The 19,350-nt window shown below is 71.4% G+C and carries 21 protein-coding genes; 7 read left to right on the top strand and 14 right to left on the bottom strand.

Annotated elements, in window-relative coordinates:
* Window positions 1–37: 37 nt before the first annotated feature.
* From ACQEV1_RS43545 to ACQEV1_RS43535, 3 genes are read left to right on the top strand one after another with little or no spacing between them, the layout of a single operon-like run.
* The gene (locus tag ACQEV1_RS43545; protein ID WP_433402775.1) at window positions 38–1,084 is read left to right on the top strand and encodes a FecCD family ABC transporter permease; all 1,047 of its coding nucleotides are present in this window, start codon (window positions 38–40) and stop codon (window positions 1,082–1,084) included.
* Entirely contained in the window at window positions 1,081–2,106 is a 1,026-nt protein-coding gene (locus ACQEV1_RS43540; protein WP_285627362.1) for a FecCD family ABC transporter permease, read from the top strand. The genes ACQEV1_RS43545 and ACQEV1_RS43540 overlap by 4 nt, the downstream gene beginning before the upstream one ends.
* Window positions 2,103–2,897: an ABC transporter ATP-binding protein gene (locus ACQEV1_RS43535; protein ID WP_285627365.1), complete on the top strand. Its 795-nt coding sequence runs from the start codon at window positions 2,103–2,105 to the stop codon at window positions 2,895–2,897. The genes ACQEV1_RS43540 and ACQEV1_RS43535 overlap by 4 nt, the downstream gene beginning before the upstream one ends.
* 36 nt (window positions 2,898–2,933) lie before the next feature.
* On the opposite strand, the gene ACQEV1_RS43530 is transcribed toward ACQEV1_RS43535, so the two are convergent.
* The 4 genes from ACQEV1_RS43530 to ACQEV1_RS43515 form a co-directional block, all read right to left on the bottom strand.
* A complete protein-coding gene (locus tag ACQEV1_RS43530) occupies window positions 2,934–3,191 on the bottom strand; it encodes a hypothetical protein (protein WP_433406211.1) in 258 nt (85 codons plus the stop codon).
* On the bottom strand, window positions 3,074–3,349 hold the full coding sequence (locus ACQEV1_RS43525; RefSeq protein ID WP_433406090.1) for a DUF6745 domain-containing protein: 276 nt from the start codon (window positions 3,347–3,349) through the stop codon (window positions 3,074–3,076). Before ACQEV1_RS43525 ends, ACQEV1_RS43530 begins: the two co-directional genes overlap by 118 nt.
* A gap of 67 nt (window positions 3,350–3,416) precedes the next feature.
* Entirely contained in the window at window positions 3,417–3,725 is a 309-nt protein-coding gene (locus tag ACQEV1_RS43520) for a hypothetical protein (RefSeq protein ID WP_433406209.1), read from the bottom strand.
* 10 nt (window positions 3,726–3,735) lie between these two features.
* Window positions 3,736–5,295: an MFS transporter gene (locus ACQEV1_RS43515; RefSeq protein WP_433402770.1), complete on the bottom strand. Its 1,560-nt coding sequence runs from the start codon at window positions 5,293–5,295 to the stop codon at window positions 3,736–3,738.
* Between the two features lie 113 nt (window positions 5,296–5,408).
* Between ACQEV1_RS43515 and ACQEV1_RS43510 the strand changes: the two genes are divergently transcribed.
* Window positions 5,409–6,143: a TetR/AcrR family transcriptional regulator gene (locus ACQEV1_RS43510; protein ID WP_285627377.1), complete on the top strand. Its 735-nt coding sequence runs from the start codon at window positions 5,409–5,411 to the stop codon at window positions 6,141–6,143.
* Window positions 6,144–6,271: 128 nt separating this feature from the next.
* Here ACQEV1_RS43510 and ACQEV1_RS43505 read toward each other — a convergent pair whose 3' ends face one another.
* The 3 genes from ACQEV1_RS43505 to ACQEV1_RS43495 form a co-directional block, all read right to left on the bottom strand.
* Window positions 6,272–7,735 (bottom strand): alpha/beta hydrolase, encoded by a 1,464-nt coding sequence (locus ACQEV1_RS43505; RefSeq protein ID WP_433402767.1) that lies wholly within the window; start codon window positions 7,733–7,735, stop codon window positions 6,272–6,274.
* Between the two features lie 260 nt (window positions 7,736–7,995).
* Window positions 7,996–8,991 carry an ABC transporter permease gene (locus ACQEV1_RS43500; protein ID WP_285627381.1) on the bottom strand — a complete coding sequence of 332 codons (996 nt, stop codon included), beginning with the start codon at window positions 8,989–8,991 and terminating at the stop codon, window positions 7,996–7,998.
* A complete protein-coding gene (locus tag ACQEV1_RS43495) occupies window positions 8,988–9,863 on the bottom strand; it encodes an ABC transporter ATP-binding protein (protein ID WP_433402764.1) in 876 nt (291 codons plus the stop codon). The genes ACQEV1_RS43500 and ACQEV1_RS43495 overlap by 4 nt, the downstream gene beginning before the upstream one ends.
* 154 nt (window positions 9,864–10,017) lie before the next feature.
* On the opposite strand from ACQEV1_RS43495, the gene ACQEV1_RS43490 reads away from it, so the two are divergent.
* A complete protein-coding gene (locus ACQEV1_RS43490; protein WP_285627386.1) occupies window positions 10,018–11,145 on the top strand; it encodes a sensor histidine kinase in 1,128 nt (375 codons plus the stop codon).
* On the top strand, window positions 11,142–11,813 hold the full coding sequence (locus ACQEV1_RS43485; RefSeq protein ID WP_433402761.1) for a response regulator: 672 nt from the start codon (window positions 11,142–11,144) through the stop codon (window positions 11,811–11,813). The genes ACQEV1_RS43490 and ACQEV1_RS43485 overlap by 4 nt, the downstream gene beginning before the upstream one ends.
* Window positions 11,814–11,877: 64 nt before the next feature.
* Here the strand turns inward: ACQEV1_RS43485 and ACQEV1_RS43480 are convergent, their stop codons facing one another.
* Window positions 11,878–12,315: a PaaI family thioesterase gene (locus ACQEV1_RS43480; protein WP_433402759.1), complete on the bottom strand. Its 438-nt coding sequence runs from the start codon at window positions 12,313–12,315 to the stop codon at window positions 11,878–11,880.
* Between the two features lie 122 nt (window positions 12,316–12,437).
* On the bottom strand, window positions 12,438–13,001 hold the full coding sequence (locus ACQEV1_RS43475; RefSeq protein ID WP_433402756.1) for an SAM-dependent methyltransferase: 564 nt from the start codon (window positions 12,999–13,001) through the stop codon (window positions 12,438–12,440).
* A gap of 108 nt (window positions 13,002–13,109) precedes the next feature.
* On the opposite strand from ACQEV1_RS43475, the gene ACQEV1_RS43470 reads away from it, so the two are divergent.
* Window positions 13,110–13,742 carry an RDD family protein gene (locus ACQEV1_RS43470; RefSeq protein ID WP_433402753.1) on the top strand — a complete coding sequence of 211 codons (633 nt, stop codon included), beginning with the start codon at window positions 13,110–13,112 and terminating at the stop codon, window positions 13,740–13,742.
* A gap of 253 nt (window positions 13,743–13,995) precedes the next feature.
* Here the strand turns inward: ACQEV1_RS43470 and ACQEV1_RS43465 are convergent, their stop codons facing one another.
* From ACQEV1_RS43465 to ACQEV1_RS43445, 5 genes are all read right to left on the bottom strand, one after another.
* On the bottom strand, window positions 13,996–15,192 hold the full coding sequence (locus tag ACQEV1_RS43465; protein ID WP_433402750.1) for a hypothetical protein: 1,197 nt from the start codon (window positions 15,190–15,192) through the stop codon (window positions 13,996–13,998).
* A gap of 468 nt (window positions 15,193–15,660) precedes the next feature.
* Window positions 15,661–16,035 carry a hypothetical protein gene (locus ACQEV1_RS43460; protein WP_285572906.1) on the bottom strand — a complete coding sequence of 125 codons (375 nt, stop codon included), beginning with the start codon at window positions 16,033–16,035 and terminating at the stop codon, window positions 15,661–15,663.
* A gap of 76 nt (window positions 16,036–16,111) precedes the next feature.
* On the bottom strand, window positions 16,112–17,491 hold the full coding sequence (locus ACQEV1_RS43455) for a GH1 family beta-glucosidase (RefSeq protein WP_433402747.1): 1,380 nt from the start codon (window positions 17,489–17,491) through the stop codon (window positions 16,112–16,114).
* On the bottom strand, window positions 17,488–18,351 hold the full coding sequence (locus ACQEV1_RS43450; protein ID WP_285572908.1) for a carbohydrate ABC transporter permease: 864 nt from the start codon (window positions 18,349–18,351) through the stop codon (window positions 17,488–17,490). The genes ACQEV1_RS43455 and ACQEV1_RS43450 overlap by 4 nt, the downstream gene beginning before the upstream one ends.
* Window positions 18,344–19,345 (bottom strand): carbohydrate ABC transporter permease, encoded by a 1,002-nt coding sequence (locus ACQEV1_RS43445; RefSeq protein WP_285572911.1) that lies wholly within the window; start codon window positions 19,343–19,345, stop codon window positions 18,344–18,346. The genes ACQEV1_RS43450 and ACQEV1_RS43445 overlap by 8 nt, the downstream gene beginning before the upstream one ends.
* Window positions 19,346–19,350: the final 5 nt, after the last annotated feature.

Here is a 19,350-nt window from a genome sequence, read left to right as displayed (position 1 = left end):
AGGGGCCGGGCCTCTCGATCCGGATCGGAGCTGGTACGTGCCTGTCACCGACCTGGCGCGCGTCGAGTCGCGACCGGACGCGCCGGCCGGCGTCCGCCCCCGCGCGGTGCGCGTCGCCGGTCCGTTCGCCGCGGCGCTGTTCCTGCTGGCCGTGCTCGTGCTGAGCCTCGCGTTCGGCGCCAAGCAACTCTCCCCGGCCGAGGTGTGGCACGGGCTGACCGACCCCCACGCGCCCGGCTACACCGTCGTCCGTCAGATCCGGCTTCCGCGCACGCTGCTCGGCCTGCTGGCCGGAGCGGCGCTGGGCCTCGCCGGCGGCCTCATGCAGGCCCTGACCCGCAACCCGCTGGCCGACCCCGGGCTGCTCGGCATCAACGCCGGCGCGGCCTCCGCCGTCGTCTCGGCCATCTCGTTCTTCGGCATCAACTCCTTCACCGGCTACGTGTGGTTCGCGTTCGCGGGCGCCGGCGCGGTGTCGGTCCTCGTCTGGGCGGTCGGCGGCGGGCGCGGCGCCACCCCGGTACGGCTGGCGCTCGCCGGCACGGCCGTCAACGCGGTGATGTACGCCTACGTCAACGCGGTGCAGCTGCTCGACACCGACTCGCTGGACCGGATGCGGTTCTGGACGGTCGGCTCGCTGGCCTCCGCGCGGCCCGCCACGGTGACCGGGATCCTGCCCTTCGTCGCGGCCGGCGCCGTGCTCGCGCTCCTGCTGGCCCGCCCGCTGAACGCCCTCGCGCTGGGCGAGGAGTCCGCGAACGCGCTCGGCGCGCGGCCCGCCCGTACGCGAGCGGGCACGATCGTCGCCGTCACCTTGTTGTGCGGCGCCGCCACCGCCGCGTGCGGGCCGATCGTCTTCGTCGGCCTGATGGTGCCGCACGTCGTACGCGCCCTGACCGGTCCCGACCTGCGCCTGCTGCTGCCGTACTGCGCGCTGCTCGCGCCCACGACCCTGCTCGGCGCCGACGTGCTCGGGCGGGTGCTCGCCCGGCCCGGCGAGGTGCAGGTGGGCATCGTCACCGCGGTGCTCGGCGGCCCGTTCTTCCTGCACGTGGTCCGGCGCGGACGGTGGGCGCGCGCATGATCCTGCGGACTCCCGGCGGATGGTCGGTGCGTGTACGGACGCGCGCCCTGGCGGTGGGCGCGCTCTGCCTGCTGGCCGCGCTCGTGTTCGCCGTCGTCGCGATCGGCAGCGGCGACTACCCCATGAGCCCGGCGGCGGTGGTGCGCACGCTCGCCGGGTACGGCTCGGCCGCCGACGCGTTCATCGTGGAGCAGGTACGCCTGCCCCGGGTCCTCACCGCGCTCCTCACCGGGGCGGCCCTCGGACTCTCCGGCGCCCTGTTCCAGTCGCTCGTGCGCAACCCGCTGGGCAGCCCCGACCTGCTGGGCTTCACCCAGGGTGCGGCGGCGGGCGCGCTCGTGACCGTGGTGGCCGGCGGCGGCAGCGTCGCGCTCATGGGCGGCGCGGTGGCGGGCGGCGTGGCCACCGGCGTGCTGATCTACGCCCTCTCCTGGCGGCAGGGCGTGCACGGCTACCGGCTCGTGCTCATCGGCATCGGCGTCGCGGCCATCCTGACCGGCGTGAACGGCTACCTGCTGACCCGCGCGGACATCCCGGACGCCACCCGCGCCGTGCTCTGGCTGACCGGCAGCCTCAACGGGCGCGGCTGGAACGACGTGGTGCCCCTGCTCGTCGCGGTGACGGTCACCGTGCCGCCGGTCGTACTCGGCGGCGGGCGCGGCCTGCGCATGCTGGAGATGGGCGACGAGACGGCGTACGCCCTCGGCGTGCGGGTCGAGCGGCTGCGGCTGATGCTGCTGGCCGCGGCCGTGCTGCTCGCCTCGTTCGCCGCGGGCGCGGCCGGCCCGGTCTCGTTCGTCGCGCTCACCGCGCCGCAGCTCGCCCGGCGGCTCACCGCCGACCCGGGCCCCAACCTCGTCGCCTCCCTGTGCATGGGCGCGGCGCTGCTCACCGGCGCGGACCTGGCCGGCCAGCGGATCATCCCGGGACACCAGCTCCCGGTGGGCGTGCTGACCGGTGTACTCGGCGGCGGCTATCTACTGTGGCTGCTCGCCACCCAGCGAAGGAGGGGACGGATATGACACGCCTGCGGGCGAACGACCTGACGCTCGCCTACGAGCGGCGCACGGTCGCCGAGGGACTGAGCGTGGCCGTGCCCGACCGGTCGTTCACCGTGGTGGTCGGCCCGAACGCCTGCGGCAAGTCGACGTTGCTGCGCGCCCTGGCGCGCACGCTGAAGCCGCGCTCGGGCACCGTACTCCTGGACGGGAACGACATCCACACGCTGCCCACGCGTGCCGTCGCCCGTACGCTGGGCCTGCTCCCGCAGTCACCGATCGCGCCGGACGGCATCACCGTCGCCGACCTGGTCGCCCGCGGCCGCTACCCGCACCAGCGCCTGTTGCGCCAGTGGTCCGGCGAGGACGAACGGGTCGTCACGGAGGCGATGGCCGCGACGGGCGTCACGGACCTGGCCGGCGCGTACGTGGACGAACTCTCCGGCGGCCAGCGGCAGCGCGTCTGGATCGCGATGGCGCTCGCCCAGGAGACGCCGCTGCTGCTGCTCGACGAGCCGACGACGTTCCTCGACATCGCCCACCAGATCGACGTCCTGGACCTGTGCGCCCGGCTGCACCAGGAGGAGGGCCGCACGCTGGTCGCCGTCCTGCACGACCTGAACCACGCGGCCCGCTACGCGACCCACCTGATCGCGATGCGCGACGGCGAGGTGGTCGCGGAGGGCGACCCGTCTACGGTCGTGACGGCGGAACTGGTGGAGGAGGTCTTCGGCCTGCCGTGCCGCGTCATCCCCGACCCGGAGACCGACACTCCCATGGTCATCCCCGCCGTACGCCGCTCCGCCACCGTCTAGCTCATCGAGCGCTCGTGGCCCGGGCCACCGCTCGGATCAGTCGGCGACCAGGCGGGCGCGGCGGCCCTCGACCTCGCGTTGGCGGCGAACCGCGTACTTTCCGGGGGCGCAGCCTGTCGCGCCGTGTTCCGCGTGCAGCAGGTACACCGGGGCGAGGGCCTCGAAGGCGCCGAGAGTCAGCCCGTTCGTGTCGGTCCCCATGCCGGTCCAGCGGCAGGTGCCCGGCGCGGCGACCAGCGTGTGCGAATGGCCGCCGGCCGTATCGCGCAGCGGCTCCACCCCCTCCGGAGGCACCGGCGTCCAGCGGACGCCCGGCCGGCGCGGCCGTCCGGGTCGTGCAGGCGTACGTTCCCGTTGTCCTGCCACACCTCGGTGCTGAGCGAGACGGGGCGGTCGGAGACGACGCAGACGCGTTCGCGCGGCCACCACCAGCCGCAGGAGCGGGCCGGCACCGCCCACGGGTCGAACCGCCGCGTCTGATCCGCCGTGAACGGTTCGCCGCTCAGCCGCCGGAGCGCCTCATAGTGCGCGATCCGCGACGGGCACTGCACCCGATACCAGTAATTGCGCCAGGACGACGGACTCGCCGCCCGCAGCGCGGTGGTGAGCGAATCCCGGCACGAGTGCGCGAGAGGCCCGCTCACCTCGCACCGTCGGTTCGATCGAACGGCTGGCGATTCGGAAGCGTTCGTCGAGTTGCAGGAACAACGCGGTCTGCATCGCGGAGAAGCGCTGGGGCAACGGCCATTCGGAAAGGCGCTCGACGCTTTCCGAATGTCGTGGCCCCAAGCCCGGCGGGACGGACAGACGAAACCGGATGCTGTCCACTCGGCGTGTGCTACCGGTGGCTGGGTTCGGGCGTCACGGGCGCGGACGCCTGCCGCCGCGGGCGGGCCCGCAGCATCAGTACGGCGACCACCGCCGAGGCCAGGCCGGCGATCACACCGACGACGGAGATCGTCGTCATGGCGTCCACGAAAGCGCCCTTGGCCGTCGAGGCGAGGGCCGCGTCACCCCGGGAGGCCGCGACGGCGAGGGCCTCACCGATCGAGTGGCGGGCCGGGCCGGTGACGTCGTCCGGCATGTTGGCCGCGTACGCGGCGGTCAGCACGCTGCCCAGCACGGCGATGCTCAGCGCCTGGCCGATCTGCGACACCGTGTCGTTGACGGCCGAGCCGACGCCCGCCCGGTCCTTCGGCAGCGCGCCCAGCAGCGTCGCGTACGCCGCGGGGCCCGCCGTGCCGCTGCCGGCGCCCATGACGATCAGGGCGATCACGAGCGTCCCGTAGCCGTCGTCCCGCGACAGCAGAGAGAGAAGGCCGAAGCCCGCGGCCAGCAGCACCAGCCCAGTGGCCAGCGTCGCGCGGGCCCCGAACCGCTTGTCGACGGCCACGCCGATGCCGTTGAAGGCGATCACGGTCACCAGCAGCGGGATGAACGAGACCCCCGCCTTCATCGGGCTGTAGCCCAGCACGAACTGCAGGAACTGGGTGAGCGCCAGCATCAGGCCGCCGGACGCGAACGACAGCAGGACGACGGACAGGCCGGCGCCGCTGAAGTCGCGATCGCGGAACAGGGCCAGCGGCAGCATCGGCGCCCGGCTGACGCGCTGCCAGACCGCGAACGCCGCCAGCGCGACGACCGCGACGACGAAGCCGCCGATCGTCTGCGCGGACGACCAGCCGTCCTTCGCCGAGCCGATGACGCCCCAGACCAGCGCCGTCATGCCGACGGTCGACAGGAACGCGCCGAGCAGGTCGGGCCGGCCCGCCGGGCCGCGGCTCTCGGGGATGAGCAGCAGGGACGCGACGATGCCGAGCGCGGCGATCGGGACGTTCAGCAGGAACACCGATCCCCACCAGAAGTGGTCCAGCAGCAGGCCGCCGACGACGGGACCGCCGAGCGCTCCCAGCATGAGCACCGAACTCCAGATGGCGATGGCCTTCTTGCGCTCCTCGTCGTCGAAGACCGTCGTGAGGATGGACAACGTGCCCGGCATGAGGAAGGCCGCGCCCGCGCCCATCAGCGCCCGGGAGGCGATGAGCTGGCCGGAGGAACCGGAGAAGGCCGCCGGGACCGACGCGCCGCCGAAGAGGATCAGCCCGATGACCAGGCCGGTGCGCCGGCCGTACCGGTCGGAGAGGGAACCCGCCGTGAGGAGAAGCCCGGCGAGGACCAGCACGTACGCGTCGAGGACCCACTGGATGTCGGCGTTGCTCGCGTGCAGGTCGCGGATGAGCGAGGGGATCGCGACGTTGAGGACCGTGTTGTCGATCACGACGACGAGCAGGCTCAGGCACAGGACGCCGAGGATCAGCCATCGGCGCGGATGAGGTGACGTCTCGCCCGCGGAGCCCGCCGAGGGCGCGGGGCCTTCCGGGGTCGGGGGAGTGGACATGGGTCCTCCGTTCGTACGGTGTGCGAGTCTGTCGCACAGCGTACTACCGTCCTCGAACAGTGTGCGAGGGCCGATATCCTGCGATGGAGCGTTTCTCGTGCGAAAGGCGTCCGATGCCACGCGACACCGACCCGATCTCCACCTCGGTCTGGGTGCGACCGTCCCGGCCGCGCCGGAGCGAGCAACCCACGTTGAGCCGGGAGCACATCGTGCGCGCCGCCATCGAGCTGCTGGACGCCGAGGGTCTCAGCGGCCTGAGCATGCGCCGGCTCGGCGCCAAGCTGGGCGCGGGCGCCACCTCGGTCTACTGGTACGTGGCGAACAAGGACGAACTGCTCGAACTAGCCCTGGACGAGGCCATGGGCGAGGTCGAGCTCCCCGACCCGGCCGCCACCGGCTGGCGGTCCGCGGTGGCGGAATCGGTCCGGAGCGTACGGACGGTGATCCTCCGCCACACCTGGATGGCCGGCCTGTACGGAATCCACCCCGCGATCGGCCCCCAGGCGATGCGGCTGAGCGACCGGCTGATCGCCGTGCTGACCGCCGCCGGCTTTTCGGGCCTCGAACTGGCCCATGCGAGCTCGCTGCTCATGTCGCACGCGCTCGGCTCGGCCGTTATGGACGTGGCGATGCACACCGCGACCACCCGATCCGGCAAGGGCGCGAACGAGCTGGTCCAGCAGCTGGAGCCGTACTTCGACCGCATCGCCGGGGAGTACCCGAGCTACACGAAGTGGTGGTCGCAGAACAAGGACGCGGACCTGGAGCGGCTGCGCGAGGACGGCTTCGAATTCGGCCTGCAACGCCTGCTCGATGGCCTGGAGTCCTGGCTCCGGCCCGGCGGCTGACCCGCGGACGGTCCGGCGGCGCTTGGGGGAGTCGGTAGGAGCCGATGGCGCTTTTCGGCGGCGTGGCTGGACCGACGACCGACCCGATGCGGTGGCGGCTGGGGCCGCGAGTCGCCTGCAGCTCGGCTTCATGGGGCGGATGCTTCCGCGAATGGGGTGGCGTCCGGCTCGCAGACGGTGCCGGTGGGAGGAAGGGCGCCGGTCAGCAGGTAGCGGGTCTCGTACTCCACGGCGCAGGCACTGGGGTTCGAGAAGACGGTGTGGCCGTACCCGTCGACGGTCAGCAGGCGGGCGCGGGCCAGATCGTGGGACATGGCGACCGCTCCCTTGTAAGAGGTGGCGGGGTCCTTGGAGTTGTTGAGAAGGAGGACGGGATTGGCCGTGCGCTTGTTCCACGGTCCCGTGTACCGGTCTTCGCCCTGCGGCCATCCCGCGCACGGCTCTGTGCTCCAGGCGGGATCGAGCCCCATCGGGCCCGACCTGGCGTAGGCCAGCCGCGCGGCGCTCGTGTAGGCGCTCGGGTCACGCGGGTTGGGACTGTCGGAGCAGACCATGGCCAGGAACTGCTCCCTGCCGGTGTAGACGGCCGTCGACGGTGCGTCGGCGCCGGATCCCTTGGCCTGCCGCTTCGGAGCGGACGGGGAGGAGGCCGCCGGTGCGCCCGATGAGGCCACCCACATCTGTTGCAGCAGGTCGGCGCCCAACGCCCACTGGGACACGCTGCCCAGGGGGATGCTGAGCACCCCGCAGGCGTAGCCGCAGTTCTGCGTGTCGCCGACGGTCACCGGATGTCGACGCAGGCGGCGCAGCAGCGTCTCGTATTTGGCGTGTGTCGCGGCCGGAGTGCCCGCGGAGAACGCGCACGCGGTCGTGGACGCCTCGCCGCACAGGTCGAGAAAGTCCTTGAACACCGCGGCGGACGCCTGGTCGTTGCCTGTGCTCAGAAAGGTCGGCAGTCCGTCCTTCCCGTTGGTGTAGGCGACCGGGTCGAGGACCCCGTCCAGCGCCATGTGCCCGACCTCGGCGGGGAACAGGTTGGCGTACGTGGCGCCGAGTATGGTGCCGTAGGACAGGCCCATGTAGTTCAGCCTCGGGTCGCCGACGGCCTGGCGTAGCAGGTCCATGTCGCGGGCCACGTCCGCCGTGCTGATGTGTTGGAGCAGGCTGCCGTTGAGCTCGGCGCATCGCGCGTCGAAGCCGGTCCACGTGCGAATCCAGGCCGAGGTCTCCTTCGCGCCGACGGGGAACCCGATCGGCGCGCCGGACAGGAACTCGTCTTCCGCCTCGGTGGTCGGGAAGCATCGCACGGCGGTGCTGGAGCCGAACCCTCGCAGGTCGAACCCGACGATGTCGTATCGGGCTCGCCAGGCTGCGGGAAGCTGCTCGTAGCCGGCCGTGAAGCCCGCCAGCTGCACGCTGGGACCACCGCCGTTGACGAACAGTGAGCCGATGCGGTGCGCGGTGTCGGTCGCCCGGTGTCGCTCAACGGCAACGGTGATCGTCTTGCCGCGCGGGTCCCGGTAGTCCAAGGGGACCCGCGCCGTCGCGCACTGGAAGTCCCCGTCGCAGGTCTTCCAGTCCAGCTTTGGCACCGGCGGTGCGGTCGACGTCGAGGCGGTGGCCGGCGTCGCCGCATCGCCTGGCTGTGACGTGGCGACGGATAGGGAAACGACGGCGAGCAGGCCGAGCGCCCATATCGCGGCGGTCGGCCGCGGAGATCGGGTGCCGGCCGTGCGAGGCCTGGCGGAGCGCGGTCGGTGATCGGAATGGTCGGCGGTCGACGCGCGGTCTCGTTGCATCTTCTCGTGTCGTCCTCTCTCCATCGCGTGAAATGCGAGCTCGGTGCCGTGTCTCATCGGGACAGGCGGCGGATCCACCAGGCGCCGAACCCGGCCAGCAGAAGAGTCAGGCCGAGGTAGAGGGCCGTTTCATTTCGCTGAATGCTCCAGAAGCTGCCGGCGGGATGGTAGGTCACCTGTTGCCGGTAGCCCAGGTGAGCGAGTTTGGCGAAGCACGCCTGGCGTTCCTGCTCCGACCGGCCCACGCAGTCCACGAACCAGGAGGGCACCGCGGCCGGGCGACCGGCCGCGTCGACGGTCTGCTGAGCGGCGAGCCAGGCGCCGGGTTCGTCGATGGTGACCGTCACGTGATCGAACATGTTGATGTTCAGCATGTTGTGGCTCGAGATCGTCGTGGTGATGCGCTCAGGGGCGGTGAGGTGCGGCCGGACCGCCATCGACATGGTGATCTGAATGGCGACGAACAGGACGCCGAGGATCGCCATGGCGGGCAGGGTGCGGCGTACGAGGATCCCGATCGTGACGCCGAGAACGAAGAAGAACGCGGCGTAACCGATGGGGACGATGCCGCGTGAGTCGAACACCTCGGGGGCCAGCCTCGGGAAGAGGAGGAACCCCGGCCCGGGAGCGCCGTTTCTGGCCGCGATGGCCTTGTCGATCGGACCGGCCCACCAGGTCACCGCGAGGCCGAGCAGCCCGGAGGCGGCCATGGCGGCCAAGCCGATGAGACCGAGCTTGGCGACCAGCCAGCGGGTGCGTGTGGTCATGGTCCAAGCCAGCCGATGGGTGCCGGCGTCCAGCTCGCGGGTGACCAGCGGGGCGCCCCAGAACATGCCGATGAGGGCGGGCAGGACCAGCAGCGCGAGGACGGTGCCGAGGTAGAGGTTCGTCTCGAGACCGCCGATGCCGTCGAGGAATCGGTCACCGCGGGTCTGCTGCAGGTGGGCCAGGTGCGGGCCGGTGGCCGCGAGGGCGGCGAGGATGACGACGACGGCGCCGAAGGCCACCGTCGCCTGCGTGCGGAACTGGCGCCAGGTCAGCCAGATCATCGGAGCGCCTCCGGTACGGGAACGGACTGGCTCATATAGGCCAGGGCGAGATCTTCCAGACTCACCGGACTGGCCATCCAGGCGGGGTCGTCCACCCCTGAGTCGGACCGGACGAGCATCGTGGTCCGCCGGTCGGTGTGGTCGGCCGAGACGACGTGCAGCCCAGCCGGAAGGGCGGCCGGGTCCAGGCGGGGGGCGGTCATCACACGGTGGGTGGCCAGCAGTTCACGGACGTCACCGGCCAGCCGTACGCGGGAGGCGACGAGGACGATGAGGTGGTCGCAAACCCGCTCGATGTCGGAGACCAGGTGGGAGGAGTGCACGACACTGAGCTGCTGCTCGGCGGTCGCGGCGCGCAAATCCTCCAGGAACTCGCGGCGGGCGAGCGGATCGAGTGCGGCGACCGGCTCATCGAGGATGAGCAGCTCGGGCCGCTTGGCGAGGGCGACGGTCAGGGCCAGCTGAGCGCGCTGGCCGCCGGACAGGCTCCCGGCCTGCTGGTCGGAGCGCAGGCCGAGGCGCTGGATCCGCTGTCGTGCCAGCCCCGCGTCCCATCGGGGGCTGAGCCTGGCGCCGAGCTTGAGGTGGTCGGCGACGGTCAGCCGGGCATAGGTCGGTGTGTTCTGGGCGACGAAGCCGACCCTGGCCAACTGCGCCCGGTCGGCGCCTGGCCGCCCGCCGCACACCTCGATCGTGCCCGCCGTCGGTGTCAGCAGGCCGCCGGCGAGGCTCAGCAGGGTGGTCTTCCCGGCGCCGTTGGGGCCGACCAGGCCGACGACGCGCCCGGCCGGGACGTCGAGGGTGCACTCCGACAGCGCCCAGCGCCGCCGGTATCTCTTGCCCAGGTGCCGGGCCTGCAAGACAGCGGTCATGCCGGCTCCTTGTGGGTGGTTGGTCGGAAGAGCATGCGGTCAACTGTGCCGATGCCGATCGGAAGCGTGTACCGGCTGAAAGTACGGTTCGCGCAGGCCGGACAGTACTTTCGACCGGTGTCCCGGGCCCCGCCGTCTGCGTAGCCTGAACCGCGTGAACCTGCTGGATCGCCTCGCCAGATGGCGCGGGGCAGCGGTCAACACCGGCCTCGCCGTCGTGTTCGCCGTCGTGCTCGCCGTGGAGGACCACAACATCGCGGTCCTCCACCAGATCTGGCTGCTCGACTGCGCCGTCGGACTGGTGGTGTGCACGGCCGCCCTCCTGCGTGCGCGCAGCCACGTGTGGACGGCAGGGGTGAGCCTCGTCGTCGCCGGAGCCGCCGAGCTGGTCGCCGAGCTGTGGGATCTGCGCGGCCAGCCGGGCATCGCGGCCAGCCTGGCCCTGTTCGTCCTCGTCGGTTCCGCGATCCGGGTGCTTCCCTTCCAGTCGGCAGCGCTCATCGTGGCCGGCGGGGGAGCGGTGGCGATCGGTGCGATGAGCGGTCATTCCGCCGTGATGGGCATCCTCGGACTGGGCTGGGGCACCGCGTTCGCGGCCGGGCTGTGGCTTCGCCTCCTCGACGCCCGCCGCCGGGCCGTCATCGAAGCGGTACGGCGGGACGAGCGCCTGGAACTGGCCAGGGAACTGCACGATTCGGCGGCGCACCACATCACCGGCGTCGTGCTCCAGGCACAGGGCGCCCGTATCGCCGCCCGCAAGCACACCGAGACACTGGACGCAACCCTGGCGGAGATCGAGTCCGCCGGGAACGACGCGCTCACCTCCATGCGCCAGGTCATCGCTCTGCTCCGCAACGGCGACGACGCGGGCGGACGCGCACCCGCCCCGGAACAGCTGACAGACCTCGTCGACCGTTTCGCCCAGCACGGCCCCAGGGTGCGGCTCCATCTGCCGAACGGCCCGCCCGATCCGACCTGGCCGCCAGAGGTGACCACCACCATCCACCGGATCGTCACCGAAGCCCTGACCAACATCAAGCGTCACGCATCCGGCACGCGCCAGGCCACCGTGACCCTCACCCACGACGAACGGGCCATCACCGTGGAGATCATCGACGACGCGCCCCCGGCCGCCTCGCCCCGGTTCCATCACGGCAGCGGGTACGGTCTCGTCGGGATGCGCGAACGGGTCGAGGCCCTCGGCGGCACCCTCATCGCCGGCCCGCGCCCCGATGTCGGCTGGTCGGTGCACGCCGCACTGCCCGCTCCTGGCAAGGCATGACCGTGCGTGTCCTGATCGCCGACGATCAGGCGATGGTCCGCAACGGGCTACGCCTCATCCTCCAAGACCAGCCCGACATCACCGTGGTGGCGGAGGCCGCGGACGGTGCGGAGGCCATCGCCCTGGCCCGGCGCCTGCGTCCCGACGTGTGCCTCATCGACATCCGGATGCCCCGTCTCGACGGCATCGAGGTCACCCGCGCCCTCGCCGGTCCCGACGTCCACGACCCGCTCCGGGTGGTCATCGTCACGACCTTCGACCTCGACGAATACGTGTACGGGGCGCTGCGAGCCGGGGCCGTCGGCTTCATCCTCAAGGACGCCGGTCCCACCCTGCTCGTCGAAGCGGTACGGGCCGCCGGCACGGGAGACGCCCTGATCTCCCCATCGATCACCGTACGGCTCCTCAAGCATCTCGCCCCCGTCAAGGCGCCGGGCGTCTCCGACACCGCGAGCCGGCTCTCCGACCGGGAGACCGAGGTCGTCCGGGCCATCGCCAGAGGCCGTACCAACCAGGAGATCGCCACCGAGCTGTTCATCTCCATGAGCACCGCCAAGGGCCACGTCGCCAGCGTCCAGACGAAGCTGGGCCTGCGCAACCGAGTGGAGATCGCCGCCTGGGCCTGGGAGAACCGCCTCGCCGAACCTCCCAACGACCGGCGAGGCTAGGCCGGAAGCGGGTGACGCCGTGGGGAGCGTTCGTCCGGGGGCGTCGGGGCCGGCGGAGATGCTGTCAGGGCAGGGTCTGGATGCGGGCGGTGGCGGTGGCCACGGCGACCGTCTTGCCATCGGGGGTGGAGAGTTCGCCGGACAGGAAGCACACCTCCCTGCCTCGCTGGACGACGCGGCCGCGGCCGGTCAGGCGGCCCGGGCGCGCCGGGCGCAGAAACTGGACGTGCAGGTCCAGGGTGGGGGCGAACTGGCCCTCCGGCAGCGTTGCGACCAGGGCCGGGCCCAGCGTGTCGTCCAGCATCGCGGCGAGGAAGCCGCCCTGGATCACGCCCGCCGGGTTGACGAACCGCTCGCTCGCGTCGAAAGCCACCTCGATGGTGCCGCGCGCCGGGTCCACCGAGACCAGTTGCCAGCCGAGCGTCTCGGCCGCAGGAGGGGGAGCGACCCGCCCGGCGAGTACGTCCCAGAACAGCCCTTGCCTTTCGTCATGCTCTGTCACGCCTTTCATTTCACCAGCACCCGCCGACATTCCCCGCGCTGAGTCACTCGCACGTCGGGAAAAGTGGCCATGCGGTGTTTTCTCAATCGGGCGTACCTCGACAGCCGGCTCGGGCTGACCGTCTAAAGCGTCGGGTCGCGGCGGGCCAGCATCCGGCGTTTTCCCCGTTCATCCGTGAGGTCGAGCACGGTGAAGTCCTCCGGCAGCAGCACGGCCGGCTCGCCCGGGGCCAGGCACCACGACGCGGGCAGCGGGCGGTGCCGTCGGGCGTCCTCGGTGAACGCCTCCCATGCGATCGCGCCGCCGGGAAGTACCGCGGCGGCGGCCGGGCCGAAGAGCTCCCGGTCCCAGTAGCCGAAGCAGCGCACCGCCGCATACGACGACCGGGGCGGACGCCATTCGAGCAGGTCGGCGTGGACGAGCGTGATCCGGTCCCCGAGGCCCCGCCGGCGTACCTCCGCGTCGAGACGTTCGAGGGCGACGTCGGAGACGTCCACCGCGGTCACCGCCCGTCCGGCCTCCGCCGCCGACAGCGGGTCGCCCGAGATCCCGCACGCCAGATCCAGCACCGGACCGTCCGGCAGGGGCAGGGCCAGCGCGCGACTGGCCAGGGGATGGACGGAAAAGGACGATGTCGTCCGCGCGGCGTACTTGGCGTTCCATCGAAGCCGGTCGGGCGAATTCATGCGCCGCACGTTACTCCGGCGCAATCGGCCGCACCTCGGCTGGAGGCACACGAAACGGTTCAACAACGATTTCGACCATTTCTAGCAAATCGGGTCTATTGTTCTGACATGACGCAACCGCCTGATCACCCAGAGGAACGAGCAGGCGCCGAAGGCGCCGCCCCGCCACCCGACCCAGGCCCGGAAACCACCTCCGCGGCGTCCCCACCCCCGGCCGCGGAGCCGTACCCCGCCGCACCGCCGATCGCGGAACCGTACGGACAGTCGGCCCCGCCCGGAATCACGGCGGAACTCGCAGGCCGCTGGTCGCGCCTGTTCGCCGCGATCATCGACGGAATCATCTACAGCGTGATCGGCTGGATCATCGCGGCACCGTTCGCCGGCGCGAGTGCGATGTACGACAACAAACACCTCGGCAGCCGGCTGGCAGCGAACGGCGTCACCGCGATCATCGCGATCATCTACTTCACGTGGCAGCACGGGAAGTGGGGCCGGACGATCGGCAAACGGGCCCTGGGCATCCGGGTCGTCCGGGCACAGGACGGCGGCCCGATCGGCTACGGCACGGCCGCCTGGCGTGTGCTGTTCACCTACCTCATCACGTACGTCACCTGCGGACTCGGCGGCCTCCTCGACGACCTGTGGATCCTGTGGGATTCCAAGAAGCAGGCCCTGCACGACAAGGTCGTCAAGACCTACGTGGTCAAGGCCGACGGCCCCGACCCGTACGCCGGTAACTGAGCGAGGCGACCAGCGGTCGGCGGAAGGCGCTCATGGTTATCCACAAGCCATGAGAGCGCCTTCCGCCGACAAGCCCCCACGCTGGACACTGGAAGTGGGATGGTCCCCCGGGCGGGAGGGCTCCGGCGGGAGGGCTCCGGCGGAAGGGACCCGGCGGGAGAGGAACCGCGGCCGGGAGGACCCAGCGCGAGGCCACGGGCGAGAGGGGCCCAGGCGACGGGCTCAGGCGGAGGACGAGGCGGTTGGTCCACGGTTACGGGCGAAATGCCTTGATGACCGGCTGGCCCCACGCGGAGAAGGGGAACGTCGATCGGGGCACGGTGCGGAAGTGGTCCGCCCCCACGTTCCAGAGGGTCGACGTGCCGGGGACTTCGGCGGTCGGCGTCTCACCGTTCTTCGTCGTCGCACCCCGTAGGGGCTGTGGCGCGCCCGTCCAATGCCGGCTGTCGCCGCGGATGAGGCTGTGGCCGTCGGAGGACCAGAGCCACAGGCCCCCATGGCCGTCACTGGTCGCCTTGTCGATGTCGAAGCCCATGGGAGTGCTCCGTCGGGTCCAGCGACGTCCATCCCACGCGCGTACCAGTGTCCGGTGCGACGCGTCTTCCTGGCTGTCGTACTCCTCCGTGGTGACCGTGCACGTGCCATCACTCGTCACGGCCACCGCGGTGAGATCGCTGTACCTTCTCGACCGCGGTACGGGCAGGAGGGCCCACCGCCCGTCCTGGTAGTGCGCGATTTCGGCTCTGTCCGGGGTCCCCTGGAGGCCCAGCCACAGCCCTCCGGCCGGATCCACGCCCATGGCGGACGAGTAGTCGAGGTCCCCCATGGGCGGTCCCGGCACCGTGACCCGTGACCACCAACCCGCCTGCCGGCGGACCAGGAACGGTGAGGAGGCGTCGCCCGTGTCGGCGACGCCCCAGACCCCCGACGACGTCACGGCCAGGGCCTCGAACGCGGCGTTCCTCGGCAGGCCGCCGGCCGCCGGCGACCAGCGGTGTCCATCCCAGTGGATCGCGGCAGGCGGAGAGATTCCCGGCGCGTGCGAGGGACCGGCCGTCGCCCACGCATCGCGCGGCGAGACAGCCACGACCGAGGTATAGCTCTGTGCCCGCGGCGTGGGGACTCGCAGCCACCGGCGTCCGTTCCAGTGTTCGATCAGGCCGACGTACGTCCCCCACACACCGGGGGCTCCGGTCGTGCCGCAGTAGCCGGCGGCCCACGCGTCGTGCGGTCCCGTCGCGGTGATCCCCGACAACTCGCCGAACACGTCGCGGCGTCCCATCACGTTCCGGCACGCCACGCTGGGCGTCGTCCGCCAGCCTGATCCGCCGGGCAGCCCGTCGCCAGTCCGCGTGTACCGGCGCACCGCGATGGCGTCCGACGCGGCCACCAGGGCTCCGACCACGGCCACGACCGCGATGACCCGGCCCGATCGCCCGATGTCCACCATGCGCGCACACCATAGACAACGGGTCCCCGGTATGGCGCCGTGATCAGTGAGAGTCATGCATTCCCCACACGCGCGGCACGCGGAACGGCCTACCGGCCGCAGGGTGGGCCGGTCCGCGGAACCGGCCAGCGGTAGCGGTCGAGGAGGTGGCGGGATATGCCGTCCTGGCGTGGTGGCGGTTCGGCGGGTGGCGGTGGGAGTGGGCGAGCCCGCCCCGCGGGCACACGTACCGGTAGCGGTAGCCCGTCGAGGAAGTGGCGGGACATGCCGTCCTGGCGTGGTGGCGGTTCGGCGGGTGGCGGTGGGAGTGGGCGGGAGCCGAGCCCGCCTCGCGGGGCAGACGGCGGGCTACCGGTAGCGGTAGCCGTGGAGGAGGTGGCGGGACATGCCGTCCTGGCGTGGTGGCGGTTCGGCGGGTGGCGGTGCGGGTGGGCGGGAGCCGAGCCCGCCCCGCGGGCAGACGACGGGCTACCGATAACGGAAGCCGTCGAGGAAGCGGCGGAACACACCGCCCTCGCGCGGTAGGGGCTTGGACGGTGGGGGTGCCGTCTCGCGTTGCCGCGCCACCGGCTGGTCGTAGTCGGTCCGCGCGATGGCGTCGACGACCTGCTCCTCCGTGAAGTCCGCCGAACCCTCGATCTTCGGTACGAAGCCGACGAGCATCCCGTTGCGCATGACCTGTGCCTCCAGGCCGGCGGTGCCGTCGGTGTCCCACTCGGCGTCGCGTCCGCCGGGCAGCGACACGCGTACGCCGAACTGGCCGACGCCGGCCCGGAGCAGATGCGCGTTGATGCCCCGGTCGCGCAGCGCGTCCACGACCCGTCGTGCTCGGTTCTCCTCCATGCGCTCAAGGTAGCCGCCCAGGTGAACGGCCGGTACCGCCGGCGGCCCGTGACCAGGCCGCCGGGGCAGGGCTGCGTCAGGCGGCGCGTTCGCCGTCGCGGCGGTGGGTGCGGATGAGGTCGCCGTACCGGTGCCCGCTGCCCTTGATGATCCGCTGCTGCGTCTCATAGTCGACGTACACGAGCCCGAAGCGCTTGTCGTACCCGTACGCCCACTCGAAATTGTCCAGCAGCGACCACACGAAGTAGCCGGCCACCGGCGCGCCGCGGCGGGACGCGCGGACGCAGGCGGCCAGATGTTCCTCCAGGTACCGGATCCGCTCCGGGTCGTCGACCTGCCCGTCCGGGCCGACCACGTCGGGCCAGGCGGAGCCGTTCTCCGTCACGTGGATCCGTGAGGCGCCGTAGTCATCGGTCAGCCGCATGAGCAGCCGCTCCAGCCCCTCGTCGCGGATCTCCCAGTCCATCGCCGTGCGGCGGACGTCCGGCCGGTGCACCTCTCGGGTGAACGGCGGGGGTCCGGACGGGTCGTCGGCGATGGTGGTCGGGAAGTAGTAGTTGAGCCCGAGCCAGTCGAGCGGCGCGGCGATGGTCTCCAGGTCGCCGGGGCGTTCGGGCAGATCGACGCCGTAGACCTCGACCATGTCCGCCGGGAAGCCGCGGCCGTGGACCGGGTCGAGCCACCAGCGGACCGAGTGCCCGTCGGCGCGGCGGGCCGCCGCGACGTCGGCCTCGGAGTCGCTGGCCGGTTCGGCGTACCCGAGGTTGTTCACGATGCCGACCTGCGCGTGCGGTACGGCCGCGCGGATCGCCTGGGTGGCCAGGCCGTGGCCCAGGAGCAGGTGGTACGACGCCGGCACGGCGACCGCGATGTCCGACAGGCCGGGCGCCATCGTGCCCTCGAGGTGGCCGATCCACGCCGAGCAGAGCGGCTCGTTCAGCGTGGTCCACTGGGTCACCCGGTCGCCGAGCGCGGCGGCGACGTGGGCGGCGTACGCGGCGAAGTGCTCGGCGGTGTCGCGGACGGGCCAGCCGCCGCGGTCCTGGAGCACCTGGGGCAGGTCCCAGTGGTACAGGGTCGGGTAGGGCGTGATGCCGGCCTCGAGGAGCGCGTCGACGAGCCGGTCGTAGAAGGCGAGGCCGGCCGGGTTGACCGGGCCGTCGCCGCCGGGCACGACGCGCGGCCAGGCGATCGAGAAGCGGTAGGCGTTCACGCCGAGCCGCTTCATGAGCTCGATGTCCTCGGGCCAGCGGTGGTAGTGGTCACAGGCGACGTCGCCGTTGTCGTTCCCGTCGATCTTGCCGGGGGTGTGGGAGAACGTGTCCCAGATGGACGGCGATCGGCCGTCCTCCGCGACGGCGCCTTCGACCTGGTACGCGGCGGTGGCCGTGCCCCAGACGAAGTCGGCCGGGAGAGAGGTGAGGTCGTGCACGGACTGCCCTTCTGTGTGGGTCACTTGACGGCCCCGGCGGTGAGACCGGTGACGAGGTAGCGCTGAAGGAGCAGGAACCCGGCGACGACCGGCACGCTGACGACCAGCGAGGCGGCCATGACCTGGTTCCAGTAGACGTCGTACTGGGTGGAGTAGCCGCGGAGGCCCACGGCGAGGGTCCGGGTGACGTCGTTGGTCATGACGGAGGCGAACAGCACCTCGCTCCACGCCGTCATGAAGGCGTAGACGGCGACGGCGACGATGCCGGGAACGGCGGCCGGGATGACCACGCGGAACAGCGCGCCGAGCGGCCCGCACCCGTCGACCATCGCGGCCTCGTCCAGGCCGCGCGGGATCGACTCCATGTACCCGGCGAGCATCCAGATGGAGAACGGCAGGGAGAAGGTCAGGTAGGTGATGATGAGCCCGCCCCGCGAGCCGTACAGCGCGATGCCGGTGACGTTCCCGATGTTGACGAAGATCAGGAACAGCGGCAGCAGGAACAGGATGCCGGGGAACATCTGGGTGGACAGCACCGTGATCGTGAAGATCCGCTTGCCCTTGAACCGGTAGCGGCTCACCGCGTACGCCGCGAAGATCGCGATGAGCACCGACAGGCCGGTCGCCGCCGCGGAGACGATCGTGGAGTTCACGAAGTAGTGCGCGAGCGGCACGGTGTGCCAGATGTCCACGTACGGGCGGAGCGTGAGGCGGCCGGGGAACCAGCGGAACTTGTCGGTGACGTCCTGCAGCGGCTTCAGCGACGTGCTGATCATGACGTAGACCGGCACGGCGGCGAAGAGCCCCATCAGGGTCAGCACGATCCGCCGGGTCCACACGAACGACATCGGCCGGGCGGTCGGCGACCGGTACGCGCTAGGCATTGCTCCTCCGGTTGCTCAGGGAGGTGACGGCCAGGTACGCCGCGGTCACCACGAGGAGGAAGAGCAGCATCAGCACGGACATCGCCGAGCCGGAGCCGAAGTTCCAGGTGTGGAACGACGCCTGGTAGATGTGCACGGAGATCAGGTCGCCCGCCGGGGGCGCCGACTGGCCGAACAGCACGTACGGCACGTTGAAGTCGTTGAACGTCCACAGGAACAGCACGAGGACGAGCACGCGGTTGATCGGGCGCAGGGACGGCATGGTGATCCGCCGGATCTGCTGCCAGATACCGGCGCCGTCGATCGCGGAGGCCTCGTACAGCTCGTCGGGGATGTTCTGGAGGCCGGCCATGATCACGAGCAGCGCGAACGGCCAGTTGCGCCAGACCGAGACGACGACCACGGAGATGAAGCTGTTGCCGCCGATCAGCCAGAACGCCGGCTTGGAGGTCAGGTGCAGCTGGTCGTGCAGCACGTGGTTCACCAGGCCGTTGTCGTGCTGGAGCATGAACGCCCAGATGATGACGGACGCGTAGACGGGCAGCGCGTACGGCGTCATGAACAGCGCGCGGAGGAAGCCCCGCCCGCGGAAGGTGTCCTGCATCAGGATCGCCCCCGTGATCCCGAGCAGCCAGGAGAACCCGACGGCGAGCACGGCGAACGCGCAGGTGATGAGGAAGGAGTGCAGCAGTGCGCTGCCGACCGCGCCGTTGACGTCGACGACGACGCGGTAGTTGCGCAGGCCCGCCCCGGGCGCCTGTCCCCAGTTGCGGATGTAGAACTGGGTGAGTTCCTTGAAGCTCATCACGACGCCGACGACCATCGGCACCAGGTGGATCAGCAGCTCCATGAGGATGGCGGGCAGCACGAGCAGGTACGGAACGGCGCCCCGGCCGACCGAGTAGCTCCGCCGGGGTTTCTTGCGCCCCCGCGCCGAGCCGGGAAGAGAACCGTCCTCCCGGCTCGGCGCGGTCGCGCTGGTGGTCGCGGCCATGGGGG

This window comes from Actinoallomurus sp. CA-142502 (genome assembly GCF_050936355.1).
Classification (GTDB): domain Bacteria; phylum Actinomycetota; class Actinomycetes; order Streptosporangiales; family Streptosporangiaceae; genus Actinoallomurus; species Actinoallomurus iriomotensis.
This window is presented reverse-complemented; position numbering and strand designations above follow the sequence as displayed.